Genomic DNA, 15,387 nt, shown 5'->3' on the forward strand with positions numbered 1-15,387 from the left:
GCGGGCCACGGGTGACGCCCTCGGTCACACGAACGGGGTCCGCCCCGCTCACGGCGCTCCCCTGGCCACGACCGCGAGCCCGTCGGAGGTGCGGACCGCGGCGAGGTCACCCTGCTCGTCGGTACGCAGCACGCGCGCGCCGTCACGGCCGAGACGGGCCAGCAGCGGCAGGTTGGGATGCCCGTAGTCGTTGTCCGCGCCGACCGACACGAGCACCACGGCCGGATCGACGGCGGCGAGGAACTCCAGGCTCTGGAACGAGGAGCCGTGGTGCGCAAGTTTGAGAACGTCCGTCCGCAGCGCCGCCACGGCCCGGAGCAGCGCGTCCTGCTCCTCGTTCTCCGCGTCGCCCATCAGGAGGATCCGCACGCCGGCCACGGTCGCGTGCAGGACCAGCGAGTTGTTGTTCGGGTCGGACCGGGTGCCGCGCAGTTCCTCCGGCGGCCCGATCACCTCGACCGTCAGGTCACGGGCGGTCCAGCGCCAGCCGGCGGCCGCGGCGAGCACCGGCGTGCCGTGCCGGGCCGCCTCCGCGTGCACCAGCTCGTAGCCGGCCGCCGGCTCCGGCCAGGCCGTGGTGACGACCGCGTCGACGCGCCGCCCGCGGAACACGCCGGTGACGCCACCGACGTGGTCCTGGTGGAAGTGGCTGACCGCGAGCACCGGCACGCGATGGATGCCGAGGTCGCGCAGGCAGCGGTCGACCGGCGCGGGTTCCGGTCCGGCGTCGACGACCACGGCCTGCCCGTCGCCCAGCGGGAGCACGGTCGCGTCGCCCTGCCCGACCGCGCACCCGGCGACCACCCAGCCGGCGGGCGGCCAGCCGGACGCGACCAGCCGCACCGGCAGCGCGCCGAGCACCACGGCCGCGGTGATGACGGCGACCACCCGGCGCACCGGTGGGCGGCGGAACGCGAGCAGCAACGCGACGGTGAGCGCGGCCAGCAGCAGGCCACCGCCGGCGCCGGCGGGCCAGGGCACGGTGCCGGACGGCACCCGCGCGCCGATCCGCGCGACCAGCACCAGCCAGCGTGCCGGCCAGCCGCCGGCCCACGCGGTCAGCTCCGCCGCGTCCGGCCAGAGCGGCGAGACGACCGCGGTGATCACGCCGAGCACGGTGGCCGGTGCGACCGCGGGCGCGGCGAGCAGGTTGGCCGGGACCGCGACCAGGCTGACCGAGCCGGACAGCCCGGCGATCACCGGCCCGCACGCGACCTGTGCGGCGGCCGGCACCGCCAGCGCCTCGGCCAGTCCGGCCGGCACGCCCGCACGGCGCAGTCCGTCCCGCCACCGGCCGGCGAAGACCAGCAGCCCGCCGGTGGCCAGCACGGACAGCGCGAACCCCGCGTCGCCGGCCAGCTCGGGGTCCGCGACGACCAGCACGACGACCGTGGTGGCGAGCGCCGGCACCGCGCTGCGTGGCCGGGACGTGGCCAGCGCGATCAGCGCGATCGCGCCCATCACGCCGGCCCGGACCACGCTCGGCGACGGCCGGGCCAGGATCACGAAACCGACCAGTGCGGCCGCGGCCAGCGCGACGGAGAGCCCCGGCCCGGCCCGGCACCGGCGGAGCAGGAACAGCACGCATCCGATGACGATCGCGATGTTCGCGCCGCTGACCGCGCACAGGTGGGTCATGCCGGTCGTCCGGAAGTCCTCCTCCACGGCCGGGTCGAGCCGGCTGGTGTCGCCGACAACCAGGCCCGGCAGCAGCCCGCCGGGCTCGTCCGGCAGGGCCGCGCAGGCGCGCTGGAGCCCGGCGCGGAGCGTGCCGGCCGCGCGCTGCGCCCAGGACGCCGTGCCGCGCGGCTCCGGGTCGGCGTCCACGGCCAGCACGGCCGCGGTGAGGTCGCCGCCGCGGGCGGGCATCAGGCGGCCGGCGGCCTCGACGCGCTGACCGGGCAGCAGCCCACGCCAGCGGTCACCGGTGCCGAGCATCAGCACGCGCACGTCGACGCGGTGGCCGGACGCCGCGTCCTCCGGCGCGATCCAGGTGAGCCGGGCCGGGACCAGCCAGGTCGGTGCCCGGCCGGTCGCCGCCGAGAGGGGCCGGGGGTCGTCGCGGACCGTCAGCCGCGCCGTGACCGCCGCCCGCTCCCGGGTCAGCCCGGCGAGCGGCTCCGCGTCCCGCACCGCGATCCGCGCCGCGGTCACGATCGCCCCGCACGCCACCCCGAGCAGCACCCCCGCGACGATCCACCGTAAGCCGCCGAACCCGCCGGCACCGCCTAACCGGCCGGCACCGCCTAACCGGCCGGCACCGCCTAACCGGCCGGCACCGCCTAACCGGCCGGCACCGGCAGACCGGCCGGCCCGGACCGGCCGGCGGGTGCCGAACCAGCGGGCCGGGGAGTGGGCGCACGTCAGCGCCGCGAGCAGTGCGGCGAGCCCACCGACCAGCAGTGCGGGACGCGCGCTCAGGTGCAGCGCGGCCAGGCCGGCCAGCCACGTCCCGGCCGCCACGCCGCCCAGCCGCAGGTCGAGCGCGGAATCCTGGGCGGTCATAGCGTGACCAGATCCTTCAGCTGCTCGTAGCGGCTGTCTCCGATGCCCTCGACCTCGCGCAGGTCGCTCACCGCGCGGAACCCGCCGATCCGGTCCCGGTGGTCGAGGATCCGCTGTGCCAGCACCGGGCCCACGCCCGGCAGGCCGTCCAGGTCCGCCAGTGTCGCCGTGTTCAGGTTGACCACGCCGCCGGGTGCGCCCGGGGCCGGCGGTGCGCCCGGTGCGGCCGGCGGTGGGCTCACGCCGACCACGATCAGCTCACCGTCCGTCACCTTGCGGGCCGGGTTGAGCAGCGCGGTATCGACGCCGGGCAACGCGCCACCGGCGGCCGCGAGCGCGTCCGCCACCCGTGCGCCGGCCGGCAGCCGCACCATGCCCGGTGACCGCACCTTGCCCGCGACCGCCACCACGACCTCGGCCGCCGGGGACGCCGGACCCCCGGTCCCGGCCGCGGAGACCGCGAACGTGGGTGCGGTGATCACCTCCGCCCGCGGGCGCGCACGCCAGGCGATCACGGCCGCGCCCAGCGCCACGACCAGCACCACGACCGCGATGACCCGCACGCCGCGGGCGCCCGGGTCCCACCGGCCGAGGCGTCCGCCCGGCCCGAACGGATCACCGTGCCGCGCTGCCTGTTCGTCGTCGTCCACGCGGGCACCGTACGGCCGGAGCCGGCCCTTGATTGTGATGAACGTCGATCCCGTGGAGAAGAAGTCCGCCTGTGGAGGGCCCCCGGACGGTGGACTCTTGCTGCTACCATCCCGGCCCGGCCGGTGATCACAAGACGTGACGCCGAGGACATGACGAGACCGAGGTGAACCCAGGTGTTCTTCTGGCGCCGCGCCACCGGCAACACGCCGCTGGGCAGGGAGGACCTGGCCAAGCGGGTGGTCAAGAGACTCCGCCGGCACGGCATCCGGGACGCCCGCTTCGACGCGGGCGACTTCGCCGTGCAGTACGACGGCGCCGTCCTCTACCTGGAGAACCTCTGGTCCGAGATCGGTACGGCCTCCCGGCGGGAGCGACGGGCCAGGATCAACGCGTTCGTCGACACGCTGGCCCGCATGCCCGCGACGCCGGACGACTGGCCCCGCGCCCGGTGGATGCTGCGCCCGGTGCTGCGCGGCGCCGCACCGATGACGGTGACCCGGAACGCGCCGGTCGCCCGGCCCGCGCTGCCGTTCCTGGCCGAGATGCTGGTGCTGGACCTGCCCACGTCGATGGCCTACGTGACCGCGGAGCACCTGCGCACCTGGGGCGTCACGGAGGACGAGGCCTACCGCGCCGCCCGGTCCAACCTGCGGGCCGAGCCGGTCCCGCCGCCGGCACCGGGTGAGAGCACGCCCACGATCCTGCACTTCGTGGACGAGGGCGACTCCTACTGCGCGTCGTTCCCGCTGGTCGACGGCTGGCTGGCCGGCCTCGGCGCGCGGCTGGACGGGAAGCGGCCGGTCGCGTTCCTGCCGGACCGGACGACCGTGGTGGTGACCACGGACGACCCGGACACGCTGCTGGCCACGTTCCCGCTGGTGGAGGCGGAGTTCCTGGACTCGGCGCGGTCGACCTCACCGATGGCGTACGTGAGCGATCACCTGGGCCGCACCGTGCCCTACGAGGCACCGCCCGGCCACCCGCTGCACCACGCGGTCCGGCGCGCGGAACGGCTGCTGGCGCTGCGGGAGTACGACCGGCAGCACCAGGCGGCCGCGACACTGCCCGGCACGCCGCTGCCGCTGCGGATGGCGCAGCGCCCGGACGGCTCGACGTTCACCTACGCGCTGTGGTCCGGCGAGTCGCCCGCGCTGATGCCGGTCGCGGACCTGGTGGCGATCTCGGACGGTGAGGGCGGCACGTTCTTCGTACCGTGGGCCGAGCTGGCGTTGCGCGAGCTGTTCACGCCGGTGGACGGCATCGCACCGCCGCGTCACCTGGCACCGGAGTTCCCGGACGAGACCGTCCGCGCGGAGCTGAAGGGCTGCGAGATACAGCCCTAGCGCCGGTATCGACGTGGAGGGCGCCGCCGACCGGCACCGTCGCTAGTTCGGGTTCGGCGGTACGTCCGGGATCAGCACCTCGCCGTACGAGGGGTTGTTCGAGGCGGCGAGCGCGAGCATCGCGTGCACGTGCGCGGCCGCGATGTGGTTCGCGTTCGCCTGGAGGTGCGCCGGGTTGCCCTCGTCGCCGGGCTTCGCCTGGGTCACCCACGCGGTCCGGTCGGCCTCGTAGCCCGCGCGGCCCAGCAGCTTCTCCGCCACGCGGTAGTGTTCGTCGCCCGTCATGGGAACCATGCTCACGTCCCGCGGTTGCAGATGCCGCGAAATCCCGCAAATCACCGCCGGTGAATCACCGCGCAGATCGCGCCCGGCCCCAGGTGTGCGCCGACCACCGCGCCGATCTCCGTGAGGTGCCGTTCCCGCAGCTTCGGCCCGAGCCGCTCGGCGACGCGGGCGAGCAGCTCGGCGGCGCGGTCCGGCGCGGCCAGATGGTGCACCGCGAGGTCCACGTCGCCGTCGCCGGCCGCCTCCACGGTCAGGTCCGCGAGCCGGGCGAGCGCGCGGCCGGCCGTGCGCACCTTGTCCCGCACGACGATCGCGCCGTCCGTGACGCGCAGGATCGGCTTGACCGACAGCGCGGTCCCGACCAGCGCGGACGCGGCGCCGATCCGGCCGCCCCGCCGCAGGAAGTCCAGCGTGTCCACGTAGAACAGCGATGTGGTGCGCTCGACCGCGGTCTGCGCGGCCTTGGCCGCCTCGTCCAGGTCGGTGCAGGCGGCGGCCGCGAGCGCGGCAAACCCGGTGGCCATCCCGGCGGACCGGGAGTCGATCACGCGGACCGCGTCGCCGAACGGCGCCGCGGCCAGCTGGGCGGCCTCGACCGTGCCGGAGAGCCGGGCGGAGAGGTGCACGGAGACGACGCCGGTGGCGCCGCCGTCGAGCAGCCGCCGGTACGCCTCGGCGAAGCGCTCCGGCGCCGGCCTCGACGTGGTGACCGGCACCCGCCGGTCCCGCAGCATGCGGGACAGCTCGGCGGAACTCAGCCCCGGCACCTCGGGCAGCTCACGGTCGCCGACCACGACGTGCAGCGGGACGACCGTGAGCCCGCCCGTGTCCGGCAGGTACGCCGTGGAGTCCGTGACGACCGCGACTGACATGCCGGGCACGGTAACGCATCCGGGCGGGATCAGCCCGCTCGCACGGATTTCACCTGCAGCGGCGTGCCCTGCTGGCAGGTGCTCATGACGTTCTCGCCGAGTGTGCCGGTGACCGTCACCCGCGCACCGACCTTGGCCACGTTCACGTCGCCGCCGAGCAGCAGGTAGGACGTGCGGCCGTCGGAGATGAGCCGGCAGCCCGGCTCGACACCGGCCGTGACCTGCCCGGTCACCGTGATCTCCAGCGGCTTGTCCGGCTTACCGGACATGTCGGGCAGCGGGATGCCGGGATCCGACGGCAGCAGCGGGTCCGGCGACGGCGTGACCGTGACCGGCGGCGACACGGTGGCGGGCGGCGCGACCGCTGCGGACGAGGGCGCGGCCGGTGCGGCCGGGACCTCGGGCTCGGACGCGGGCGACGCGCAGGCGGTCACCGCAAGACCGGCGACGACGACGGACACGAGGAAGAACCGGCGCATGGTCATGATGGCTAGGACGCTACCGGCCGGCGCCGGGTTCCGCTCAGACCGGAGCCGGGATCGCCTTCTCCGGCCACGGGCCCACGTTGTGCGCACGCAGCTGCCAGCCCCGGTGCGGGGTGTCGGCCAGTTCGGTCCAGTGACAGTTCTGCAGCGGCCGGATGGCCGCCATCACGTCCGCCGGCCAGGCCAGCACGTCGCCGAAGCCCTGCCGGGCGGCACCGCCGTGGGTGGCGACCACGACGACCTTGCCGGGATGCCGGTCGGCGATCTCGCGCAGCGCCTCGCCGACCCGCTTGCCGACCTCGTCGTTGCGTTCCACCTCGGCCCCGACGTCCGGGTTCCCGCCGTTCCAGCGCGCGAACTCCGCCGGGAACCGCTCCGCGATCTCCGGGTTGGTCAGGCCCTGGAACAGGCCGTAGTGCCGCTCACGAAGGCGCGCGTCCTCCGCCACCGGCAGCCCGGTCAGCGCGGCCAGTGCGTCCGCGGTGTGCCGGGCACGCCGCAGGTCACTGGAGTAGATCGCGGCCGGCTCCAGGCCCGCCAGCAGCGGCGCGGCCGTGGCCGCCTGGGACCGGCCGAGATCGTTCAGCGGCACGTCGGTCTGGCCCTGGACGCGACCCTCCGCGTTCCAGTCGGTGTTGCCGTGCCGCCAGATGATCAGCCGGGTCACGCCGCCGAACCCGCGCCGGCCTCGGCCTCGACCAGGTCACGGTCGACGAACGGCACGATCGGGCAGTCCTTCCACAGCCGGTCGAGCGCGTAGAACTCGCGCTCCTCGGAGTGCTGGACGTGCACGATGATGTCGTTGTAGTCCAGCAGGACCCAACGACCGGATCGCTCACCCTCCTTACGGATCGGCTTCGCCTTCTCCGGGAGCTTGAGCAGCTCCTCCTCGATGGCGTCCACGATCGCGAGCACCTGGCGCTCGTTGGGCGCGGAGGCGATCACGAAGGCATCCGTGATGGGGAGCTGGTCGCCGACGTCGATCACGACGACGTCCTCGGCCTTCTTGTCTGCGGCGGCTTGAGCGGCAGCAAGGGCCAGCTCGAGGGCTCGCTCGGGTACCGTCACCCGGGCTCCTTCCGTGGGTACAGCAACAACCGTTCCAGGGTCTCACAACCGGGGACCGATCGTCTCCTCACTTCATCCCCAGATCGGACACAGGGGGACAAACTACCCAGCGTACAGCCCTCGTTTGGCGATGTACTGCACCACACCGTCCGGCACCAGGTACCAGACCGGCTTCCCGGCCACCACGCGGGCGCGGCAGGCGGTCGAGGAGATCGCCATCGCCGGGATCTCGACCAGGCTGACCGCGTCCTCCGGCAGGTGCGCGCTGGACAGCTCGAAACCCGGACGGGTGACGCCGACGAACCGGGCCAGTTCGAACATGCGCTCCGCGTCCTTCCAGGAGAGCATCTTCTCGACCGCGTCCGCGCCGGTGATGAAGAAGAGCTCCGCGCCCGGCCCGTAGAGCCCGCGCAGGTCACGCAGCGTGTCGACGGTGTAGGTCGGCCCCGGCCGGTCGATGTCGACGCGGCTCACCGTGAAGCGCGGGTTGGACGCGGTCGCGATCACGGTCATCAGGTACCGGTCCTCGGCCGGCGTGACCGCCTGCCGCCCCTTCTGCCAGGGCTGCCCGGTCGGGACGAAGACCACCTCGTCCAGCCCGAACCGGTCCGCGACCTCACTGGCCGCGACCAGGTGACCGTTGTGAATCGGATCGAACGTGCCGCCCATGATGCCGATCCGCTGCCCACGCTCACCCACGCCAGTGATCTTCCCTCGCCCGAGCCCCGACCGGCAATCCATCGTCCAAAACAAGATCAAAATCAAACGCACCCGAGGGTACGGCCGGCGACCGCACCCCCGGATGCCCGCACTCCCGCGCTACCGGCCTCGGGCCCGGAGCGCCCGGCGCATGTCGTCGTCCGCGTCGGTGACCGCGCGGCGTACCGCCGGATGCAGGTCGTCGCGCGCGAGCAGGTGCGCCGCGGCCGCCCGGGTCTCCGCCGACACCGCGTACACCGGGAAGGTCAGCGCGGCCAGTCGCTCCGCCGACCATCCGGACCGGGCCCGCGCCGCCGCCGGGATCTCCGCGAAGTACCGCGCGACGAACGGCGCGGTCAGCTCGCTCTGCTCCGGCTGCCAGAAACCCTGCGCGTACGCGACCAGCGAGCGGTTGGACAGCGTCTCGTCCGTGTAGAGCCGCTGCCAGGCCCGCTCCTTCGCCTCCGGGTCGGGCAGCGCGGCCCGGCACGTGCCGGCCCACAGCTCGCCGGCCGCGCTGCGGTCCCGCGCGGACTCCGCCTCGATCTCGGCGGGCCCAGCCTCGCCGAGCACCACCAGAGCGGCCAGCAGCCGCCAGCGCAGGTCCGCGTCGACCGCCAGCCCCTCCGGCACGCCCTCGCCGGCCAGCCAGCCGCGCAGCCGCGCCGTGTCCCGCGTGGTGGCGATCAACGAGCGGGCCGCGGCCAGCTGCAGCGACTGACCGGCCGGCGCGGCGGCCAGCAGCCGGTCGGCCGCGGTCGCGATCAGCAGCAGCGCGTCCTCCCGGGCCGCGCCGTCCAGGTACCGGTCGACCAGCCGGCCGGTGAGCAGCAGCACGTCCTCCACGATGATCACCTCGCGCTCGACCGGCAGCGCCGCGAGCACCAGCGAGACCAGGTCCGCGACCGGGCGGTCCGCGTCCTGCACGGCGTCGATCATCGAGCCCCAGATCACCGCGCGGGTCAGCGAGTCCTCGATGCCGGGCAGCACCAGCGGCACCGCGGCCACGGACGCGTCGTCCAGCCGCACCTTCGCGTAGGTGAGGTCACCGTCGTTGAGCAGCAGCAGGTCGGCCGTGCGCTGGCCGGCGAGCCGGTCCAGCACGGTCCGCCCGCCGTCCGCCTCCGGCGTCAGGTCGACCTCGAACCGGTCCCGGCAGACCACCTCGGCGCCGGCCCGGTCGTAGAGCCCGATCCGGATCCGGTGCGGCCGCAGCGTCGGGTGGCTCTCCGGCGCGGTCTGCCGGACCGCGACCTCGGCCCACGTACCGTCCGGCCCGGGCGTGATCTCCGGGGTGAGCGTGTTGACCTGGGCCGTGCGCAGCCACAGGTCGGCCCAGCCGGTCAGGTCCCGGCCGCTCGACCGGCTCAGCGCGTCCAGCAGGTCGGCGAGCGTGGCGTTGCCGAACGCGTGCGCCCGGAAGTAGTCCCGCAGGCCGGTCAGGAACGCCTCGTCGCCGAGGAACGCGACCAGCTGGCGCAGCACGGACGCGCCCTTCGCGTACGAGATGCCGTCGAAGTTGAGCAGCGCGAGCGCGGAGTCCTCCAGCTCGGCCGGCGCGACCGGGTGCGTGGACGGGCGCTGGTCGGCCGCGTAACCCCAGGCCTTGCGCCGCATGCCGAACGTGGTCCAGGTCTTCCGGTCGGTCACCTCCGCGATCACCCGGTAGCCCATGTGCTCGGCGAACGACTCGTTCAGCCAGAGGTCGTCCCACCAGCGCATGGTGACCAGGTCACCGAACCACATGTGCGCCATCTCGTGCGCGATCACGGTGGCCCGCAGCTCGTGCTCGCTGTCGGTCACCGCGGACCGGAACACGTAGTCGTCGCGGAACGTGACCAGGCCCGGGTTCTCCATCGCACCGGCGTTGAACTCCGGCACGAACGCCTGGTCGTACTTGCCGAACGGGTACCGCACCTCGAACAGCTCGTGGAACCGGTCCAGGCAGCGCGCGGTGACGTCCAGGATCGCGGCCGCGTCCTTGTCCAGGTCGCCGGCGAGCGAGCGACGGCAGTAGAGCCCCAGCGGGATGCCGTCGTGCTCGCCGCTGACCAGGTGGTACGGCCCGGCGATCAGCGTGAAGAAGTAGGTGGCCAGCGGCTGCGTGCGGGCGAACGACCAGAGCCCGTCCTCGCGAGCGGCCTCCGCACCGTTCGCCGCGACGAGCCACCCCTCGGGCGCGCGCACGCTCAGCGTGAACGGCGCCTTCAGGTCGGGCTGGTCGAACGAGGCGAAGACCTTCTCCGACTCGTCCAGGAAGGACGCGCCGTAGAGGTACACCTCGCCGTCCGCCGGGTCCACGAACCGGTGCAGTCCGTCACCGGTGTTGGTGTACGCCATCTCCGCGTCGACCACCAGCACGTTCTCCGCGTCGCCGGTGAGCAGCGCGCTCAGCGGCAGCCGGTTGCCGTCCAGCGTGGACACGTCCAGGTCGGTGCCGTTGAGCCGGGCGGAGATCAGCCGGTGCGGCTTGACCTCCGCGAACGTCGGTCCGGGCGCGGACGCGCGGAAACGGATCGTGGTGCTCGATCGGAACAGCTCCGGACCACCCGTGAGGTCGAGGTGGATCTCATAGCCGTCGACGGTCAGCAGTGCGGCGCGTTCCACGGCCTCCGCACGAGTCAGGCTGCGCATCGGACCATCCTCCCCGTTCCGGCCCCGGCGGCAACCCCGGGTAACCTGTATCCCGCGATGTGACGTGGCGCACTGGTTCGCCCGCGCCGTCGCTCCCCCCGTTTCTCGACCGCATCCACCAGGGAGTCCTCATGACCACGCCGCATCCCAAGGGCGACTTCGACCTCTCCCGCGCGGTGTGGCAGTCGGCCGGGCCCGGCGAGGGCGGCGACGGTAGCTCCGTCGAGGTCGCCTTCGTCGACGACCTGATCGGCATGCGCAACGGCGCCGACCCGGACGGGCCCGTCCTGGTGTTCACCCAGGCCGAGTGGGACGCCTTCGTCGAGGGTGCCAAGGACGGCGAGTTCGACCTGGAGTGACGTCGGTCAGGCGACGCCGCAGACCCCGCCGTTGACCTGGCAGAGCCGGGGTGGCGCGTCCGTACCCGTGCGCTCGAGGTGCAGCCGGAGCGAGACGGACGCGCCCGCGCTCAACGGCACGGTGCTGATGAACGTGTAGAGCGACCCGTCCCGGCTCATCGTGGCCTGCGGTGCCGACTCCACCCAGAACGTGCGCAGCTCGCCCACGTTGTCCTCGAACGCGATCTGCAGCGACCAGTGCCGTACACCCGTGGTGGGGTTGGTTATCAGCACCTCGCCGATGAACGAGTCGCCGTAGGAGTGCAGCACCCGGAAGGTGCCGATCGCGTCGGTCCGCTGCCGGCCCGACGCCTCCGCGCCCGCGATCAGTGACCTCTCCCCCACGCCGCTCGGCGTGGGGGCACCGTGGCCCGGCACCCGGGACAGCTCCGGCGTCTCCGGCCCCGGGTCGGAGGTCTGCGCGGTGTCGACACCGGGCGCCGCGGCCTGCTGTGCGGCGTCGAACGGCACCAGCGTCAGCGCGGCGGCCAGCAGGCCGATCGCCACCCCGGACACGGCCAGCACCGGCACCCACGGCACCGGGCCCCGGTCCCGCTCGACCGGCACCGACCGCCGCCCACCGTGCCTCGCCGGCATACGCTCCCCATCCACGTGTTCCGTCACGACCGAGTGAGATTAGCCGGATCGTTGCCCGGATGAACATGGCGCGTACCGGATTGACCGAATCCACGCTCGATCGTGGACGGTCACGTGAGCGGGCTCACGACCGGACGCCGACCAGGTCGAGCAGTTCCGGCAACCCGTCCACGCCGCGGCCGACCCGGCGCAGGCGCAGCACCAGCGCGGCCGCGGTCAGCACCGGCGGACCGTCCGGCAGGGCCGGATCGAGCCGCTCACGCGTCCAGACCTCGATGTCGTCCCAGCTGAAGAACCGCTCCCGCCCGGCCGGCCGCATCGACACCGGCATCGGCGCGCCCGGCTCACCGAACGTACCGGTCAGCCAGGCGCGGAACCACTCCTCCGGCCGGGCCAGCCGGGCCGCCGCCTCCGGGATCGTCACCGGGTCGCGCGTCTCCACCCGGATCGGCCGCAGCCCGACCCGCTCCAGGTCGTGCGTGGCCGAGACGATCGCGGTGGCGAGCCGTGGCGCCGCCCGGTCGAACCACACCACGCCCACCTGCTCCTCCGGTGCGACCTCGACGCCGGGCGTGTCCGGGAGGCCGACCAGCGCGACGGCCTGCGCGACGGTGGGCGGCGTGTCCACCACCATCCGGAACTGGAAGACCGGGATCATCGGCCACCCCGTCCGCGCCGCCCCGGGCGGGTGCGTGGCCGGTGCGCGACGTGGTTGTCCAGGAAGATCATGAGCCGGGTGCCCTGCCGGGCCGGATCCTCCGCCCGGACCGGGACCGAGATCCGCCGGGCGCCGGTCGCGCACTCGACCCACCCCCAGAGCGGCCCCTGCCCGGCCCGGATCGTCACCAGCCCGGCGTCGCGGCACGCGTGCAGCGCGGCCTCGATGCCAGGACTCGGATGCGTCTCCGTGACGTTCACCGTGTGCCTCCCTCCGGCGGGTGTGCTGCCCGCCTCGTCGCGATCGGCTCCCGGCCGCACCCCGTGGTGACCGGCCGGGCCGGGCGCGTCTCCCGCCCCCGGCACGCATCACCCTCCACCCACCCCCGCCCCTTCCGGAGGAGCCACCGACCGGGGCCAGCACACCCGCACCGGCCCTGGCCCCCCTTACCGGCCCCGGCCGGGCGCGGCGCGCCACGGCCGCCCGCCCGCCGGGCGGCACACGACGGCACCGGCTCCGGCGCGGCGGCACCCGGGGGGTGTCCCTATGGTTTTCGTCAAGCCTCAGGGGCAGATTCCTTGGTTGTTTTGGGCTGGTACGGGGTTTTGGTGCGGAGCATGGCGTGGAGGACGTCGGCGCGGCGGCGGGCGAGGCAGATGATGGCGGCGTTGTGTTTCTTGCCCTCAGCGCGTTTGCGGTCGTAGTAGGCCCTGGATGGTGGGTGGGACAGCGACGCGAACGCGGCGAGGAAGAACGCGCGTTTGAGCTGCTTGTTCCCGGATTTCGGCGGGTGTTCGCCGCGGATCGAGCTGCCGGAACGCCGCGTCACGGGCGCGAGCCCGGCGTAGGCGGCGAGGTGCCCTGCGGTCTTGAACGCGGTGGCGTCGCCGACTTCGAGGAGTATCCGGGCGTCGGTCCTGACGCCGATGCCGGGCATCGAGGTCAGGACCTCGGCGAGAGGGTGGGCATCAAGCATCCGTTCGACCTCGTCCGCGACCTGGTCACGCTGCTGCATGGCCTGCCGGAGGCTGTCGGCGAGTCGGGGCAGGACGGTCTCGGCGGCGGTGGTGCCGGGGACGGTGACGGTCTGCTCGTCCAGCGCGGCCAGGACCTGCTCGATGAGCCGGGCTCCCATCCGTGGCGCCTTCGGGGCGACGATCGAGGTGAGGTCGCGCCGGCCGGTCGTGCGCAGCCCAGCGGGGCCGCCGCAACGGGACAGCAGTTCCAGCACCGCTGGGTGGGTGACTTTGGGGCCGAGGATGCGTTCCAGTGGCGGGTGGATCTGGGTGAGCAGGCCGCGGATGCGGTTGCTGATCCGGGTGGCCTCGCCGGCCAGGTCGTCGTCGTAGCCGATCAGGACCTCCAGCTCGGCGAGGGTCTCGTCGCCGGTGTCGACGCGGCGCAGGGTGTGGGGCAGGGTGCGGGCGGCGTCGGCGATGACGTAGGCGTCTCTGGCGTCGGTCTTGGCCGTGCCGGGGTGGAGGTCGGCGAGGCGGCGCATCGCGAGTCCGGGCAGGTAGGCGACCTGGCAGCCGGTGGCGCGGGCGACCGCGACGGGCAGGGCGCCGATCGAGGCGGGCTGATCGACGACGACCAGGACCCGGCCGTGCCGGGCGAGTTTGGTGAACAGGGTCTTCAGACGTTTCTCGGTGTTCGGCAGCGGCGCATCGTGCAGCCGCTTTCCGTCCCGGCCGAGGGCGACCGCGTGGTGGTCGCTCTTGCCGACGTCGAGCCCGAGGAACACGTCGTACTCGTTGTGCACCGCATGCCTTCCATCACCGCAGGTCAACCGGGGTCCAGTCGCGGTCGGGCGTCGAACTGCCGGCACCCACGTTACGAAGAGACCAACCCCAGCAAGCGGGGCGGCCGGGTCCCTATTCAGCGGTCCGTCGACGCCACCCGACCCGGCGGCAACACCCCCCGGATCATGCGTACGACAGGGGGAAAGAGCCATACCGAGCCGAGCGACCAAACAACCCCGAAGGGGTTGATCAAAAAGGTAACGGGGAAGCCCACCGGAGCGCGGCGGAGCACGGTGCGACAGATCACGGTGCAGGCAGACCACGGTGCGGCGGAGCGCGGTGCGGCGGAGCGCGGTGCGGCGGAGCGCGGTGCGGCGGAGCGCGGTGCGGCGGAGCGCGGTGCGGCGGAGCGCGGTGCGGCGGAGCGGACCGGGACGTGGCGGAGCGGGGCGCGGTCCGCCGGACGCGCGCTACAGCGCGTCGTCGAGCAGGATCTCACGCAGGTCGGCCGGGGTCACCAGGTAGACGCCGAGCACGCGGACCCGGGCGGCGCGGCACACCTCGTACGTCGCGTGGAACCAGGCGCGGTCGGAGGCGCTCACGGCGCCGGACCCGGGGCGGGTCAGCACCACCAGCACGCCGCCGCCGGGCGGCTCGCGGGTGAGCGAGGCGGCGAAGGCGGCGACGGTGCCGCGCGGGCCGTCACCGTCCGCGAACGGCGGGGGCTCGTCGACCGGGCGGTGCACCCGCACCCGGTTGTCCCGGTCGCAGAGCACGAAACGCACGCCGTACCGCGCCCGGTCGGCGCGGGTGAGCACGCGTGTCAGGTGCTCGTCGATCGCCGCCGGCGTGTCCAGGCGCGCCTCGTCCATAGTCGACCATCGTTTCACCGCGGGGCGGCCGTCGCCATCCCCCGATAGCGCGCGAATCAGACCACCGTGTCCGAAATATCAGGCTAGAACGGGCAGGCGCTTCTCGAAGCAGACGCTGTGCGGGGCGCCCAGATAGTCCCCGTACGACCCGATCGGTTCGTAGCCGGCACTCCGGTAGAGCGACATCGCCACCGGCAGGTAACCGCCGGTCTCCAGGCGCACCACGCGGTAACCGGCGCGGGCGGCCAGCTCCTCCAGCTCCGCCAGGATCGCCCGGGAGAAGCCCTGGCCGCGGAACCCCGGCCGGACGTACATCCGCTTGATCTCGGCCGTGTCCGGGTCGAGCGTGACCACCGCGCCGCACGCGACCGCGTGCCCGTTGACGATCCCCACCAGGTACGACGCGCCCGTCCGCACCGGACGGACCGCGACCGCCACCGAGGCGAGCTCACGCTGCTGCTCAAGGATGAGTGCGTGGAGCTCGGGGTCGGTGGCGGTCCGGGGCTCAATCAACATGAACCGAGGTTAGTCACGCCCGTTTTCTACGAGGTTTCGGAGAAATGGCCCGGAGCCGTGGT

17 protein-coding genes are annotated in these 15,387 nt (G+C 73.8%); 2 read left to right on the forward strand and 15 right to left on the reverse strand.

Annotation, left to right across the window (positions count from 1 at the left end; translation table 11 throughout):
• Window positions 1-48: 48 nt before the first annotated feature.
• Both J2S44_RS11240 and J2S44_RS11245 read right to left on the reverse strand, forming a co-directional pair.
• Window positions 49-2,505 carry a ComEC/Rec2 family competence protein gene (locus J2S44_RS11240; RefSeq protein ID WP_310411717.1) on the reverse strand — a complete coding sequence of 819 codons (2,457 nt, stop codon included), beginning with the start codon at window positions 2,503-2,505 and terminating at the stop codon, window positions 49-51.
• Window positions 2,502-3,329: a ComEA family DNA-binding protein gene (locus J2S44_RS11245; protein WP_374727971.1), complete on the reverse strand. Its 828-nt coding sequence runs from the start codon at window positions 3,327-3,329 to the stop codon at window positions 2,502-2,504. Before J2S44_RS11245 ends, J2S44_RS11240 begins: the two co-directional genes overlap by 4 nt.
• Here J2S44_RS11245 and J2S44_RS11250 point away from each other — a divergent pair, their 5' ends adjacent.
• Window positions 3,330-4,499, forward strand: a complete 1,170-nt coding sequence (locus tag J2S44_RS11250) for a DUF1444 domain-containing protein (RefSeq protein ID WP_310411723.1) — start codon at window positions 3,330-3,332, stop codon at window positions 4,497-4,499.
• A 42-nt stretch (window positions 4,500-4,541) separates the two neighbouring features.
• On the opposite strand, the gene J2S44_RS11255 is transcribed toward J2S44_RS11250, so the two are convergent.
• From J2S44_RS11255 to pepN, 7 genes are all read right to left on the reverse strand, one after another.
• The gene (locus J2S44_RS11255) at window positions 4,542-4,784 is read right to left on the reverse strand and encodes a hypothetical protein (RefSeq protein WP_310411726.1); all 243 of its coding nucleotides are present in this window, start codon (window positions 4,782-4,784) and stop codon (window positions 4,542-4,544) included.
• Window positions 4,785-4,834: 50 nt separating this feature from the next.
• Window positions 4,835-5,656: a DegV family protein gene (locus tag J2S44_RS11260; protein ID WP_310411729.1), complete on the reverse strand. Its 822-nt coding sequence runs from the start codon at window positions 5,654-5,656 to the stop codon at window positions 4,835-4,837.
• A 29-nt stretch (window positions 5,657-5,685) separates the two neighbouring features.
• Window positions 5,686-6,141 carry a hypothetical protein gene (locus J2S44_RS11265; protein ID WP_310411732.1) on the reverse strand — a complete coding sequence of 152 codons (456 nt, stop codon included), beginning with the start codon at window positions 6,139-6,141 and terminating at the stop codon, window positions 5,686-5,688.
• Window positions 6,142-6,178: 37 nt separating this feature from the next.
• Window positions 6,179-6,808, reverse strand: coding sequence for a histidine phosphatase family protein (locus J2S44_RS11270; RefSeq protein ID WP_310411735.1), 630 nt, complete (start codon window positions 6,806-6,808; stop codon window positions 6,179-6,181).
• A complete protein-coding gene (rsfS, locus tag J2S44_RS11275; RefSeq protein WP_307239516.1) occupies window positions 6,805-7,209 on the reverse strand; it encodes a ribosome silencing factor in 405 nt (134 codons plus the stop codon). The genes J2S44_RS11270 and rsfS overlap by 4 nt, the downstream gene beginning before the upstream one ends.
• A 102-nt stretch (window positions 7,210-7,311) precedes the next feature.
• Complete coding sequence (nadD, locus tag J2S44_RS11280) at window positions 7,312-7,908, reverse strand: nicotinate-nucleotide adenylyltransferase (RefSeq protein WP_310411738.1); 597 nt, start codon at window positions 7,906-7,908, stop codon at window positions 7,312-7,314.
• Between the two features lie 120 nt (window positions 7,909-8,028).
• Window positions 8,029-10,542: an aminopeptidase N gene (gene pepN, locus J2S44_RS11285; RefSeq protein ID WP_310411741.1), complete on the reverse strand. Its 2,514-nt coding sequence runs from the start codon at window positions 10,540-10,542 to the stop codon at window positions 8,029-8,031.
• Between the two features lie 131 nt (window positions 10,543-10,673).
• On the opposite strand from pepN, the gene J2S44_RS11290 reads away from it, so the two are divergent.
• Window positions 10,674-10,901, forward strand: a complete 228-nt coding sequence (locus J2S44_RS11290; protein WP_033340074.1) for a DUF397 domain-containing protein — start codon at window positions 10,674-10,676, stop codon at window positions 10,899-10,901.
• A 6-nt stretch (window positions 10,902-10,907) separates the two neighbouring features.
• Here J2S44_RS11290 and J2S44_RS11295 read toward each other — a convergent pair whose 3' ends face one another.
• From J2S44_RS11295 to J2S44_RS11320, 6 genes are all read right to left on the reverse strand, one after another.
• A complete protein-coding gene (locus tag J2S44_RS11295; protein ID WP_310411743.1) occupies window positions 10,908-11,507 on the reverse strand; it encodes a cellulose binding domain-containing protein in 600 nt (199 codons plus the stop codon).
• A gap of 154 nt (window positions 11,508-11,661) precedes the next feature.
• The gene (locus J2S44_RS11300) at window positions 11,662-12,195 is read right to left on the reverse strand and encodes a hypothetical protein (RefSeq protein WP_310411747.1); all 534 of its coding nucleotides are present in this window, start codon (window positions 12,193-12,195) and stop codon (window positions 11,662-11,664) included.
• The gene (locus tag J2S44_RS11305; protein ID WP_310411750.1) at window positions 12,192-12,455 is read right to left on the reverse strand and encodes a hypothetical protein; all 264 of its coding nucleotides are present in this window, start codon (window positions 12,453-12,455) and stop codon (window positions 12,192-12,194) included. Before J2S44_RS11305 ends, J2S44_RS11300 begins: the two co-directional genes overlap by 4 nt.
• A 296-nt stretch (window positions 12,456-12,751) precedes the next feature.
• Window positions 12,752-13,957, reverse strand: a complete 1,206-nt coding sequence (locus tag J2S44_RS11310) for an IS110 family RNA-guided transposase (protein ID WP_310411753.1) — start codon at window positions 13,955-13,957, stop codon at window positions 12,752-12,754.
• A 450-nt stretch (window positions 13,958-14,407) separates the two neighbouring features.
• A complete protein-coding gene (locus tag J2S44_RS11315; protein ID WP_310411757.1) occupies window positions 14,408-14,809 on the reverse strand; it encodes a hypothetical protein in 402 nt (133 codons plus the stop codon).
• Between the two features lie 78 nt (window positions 14,810-14,887).
• Window positions 14,888-15,325 carry a GNAT family N-acetyltransferase gene (locus J2S44_RS11320; protein WP_310411760.1) on the reverse strand — a complete coding sequence of 146 codons (438 nt, stop codon included), beginning with the start codon at window positions 15,323-15,325 and terminating at the stop codon, window positions 14,888-14,890.
• Window positions 15,326-15,387: the final 62 nt, after the last annotated feature.

Source organism: Catenuloplanes niger (genome assembly GCF_031458255.1).
Taxonomy (GTDB): domain Bacteria; phylum Actinomycetota; class Actinomycetes; order Mycobacteriales; family Micromonosporaceae; genus Catenuloplanes; species Catenuloplanes niger.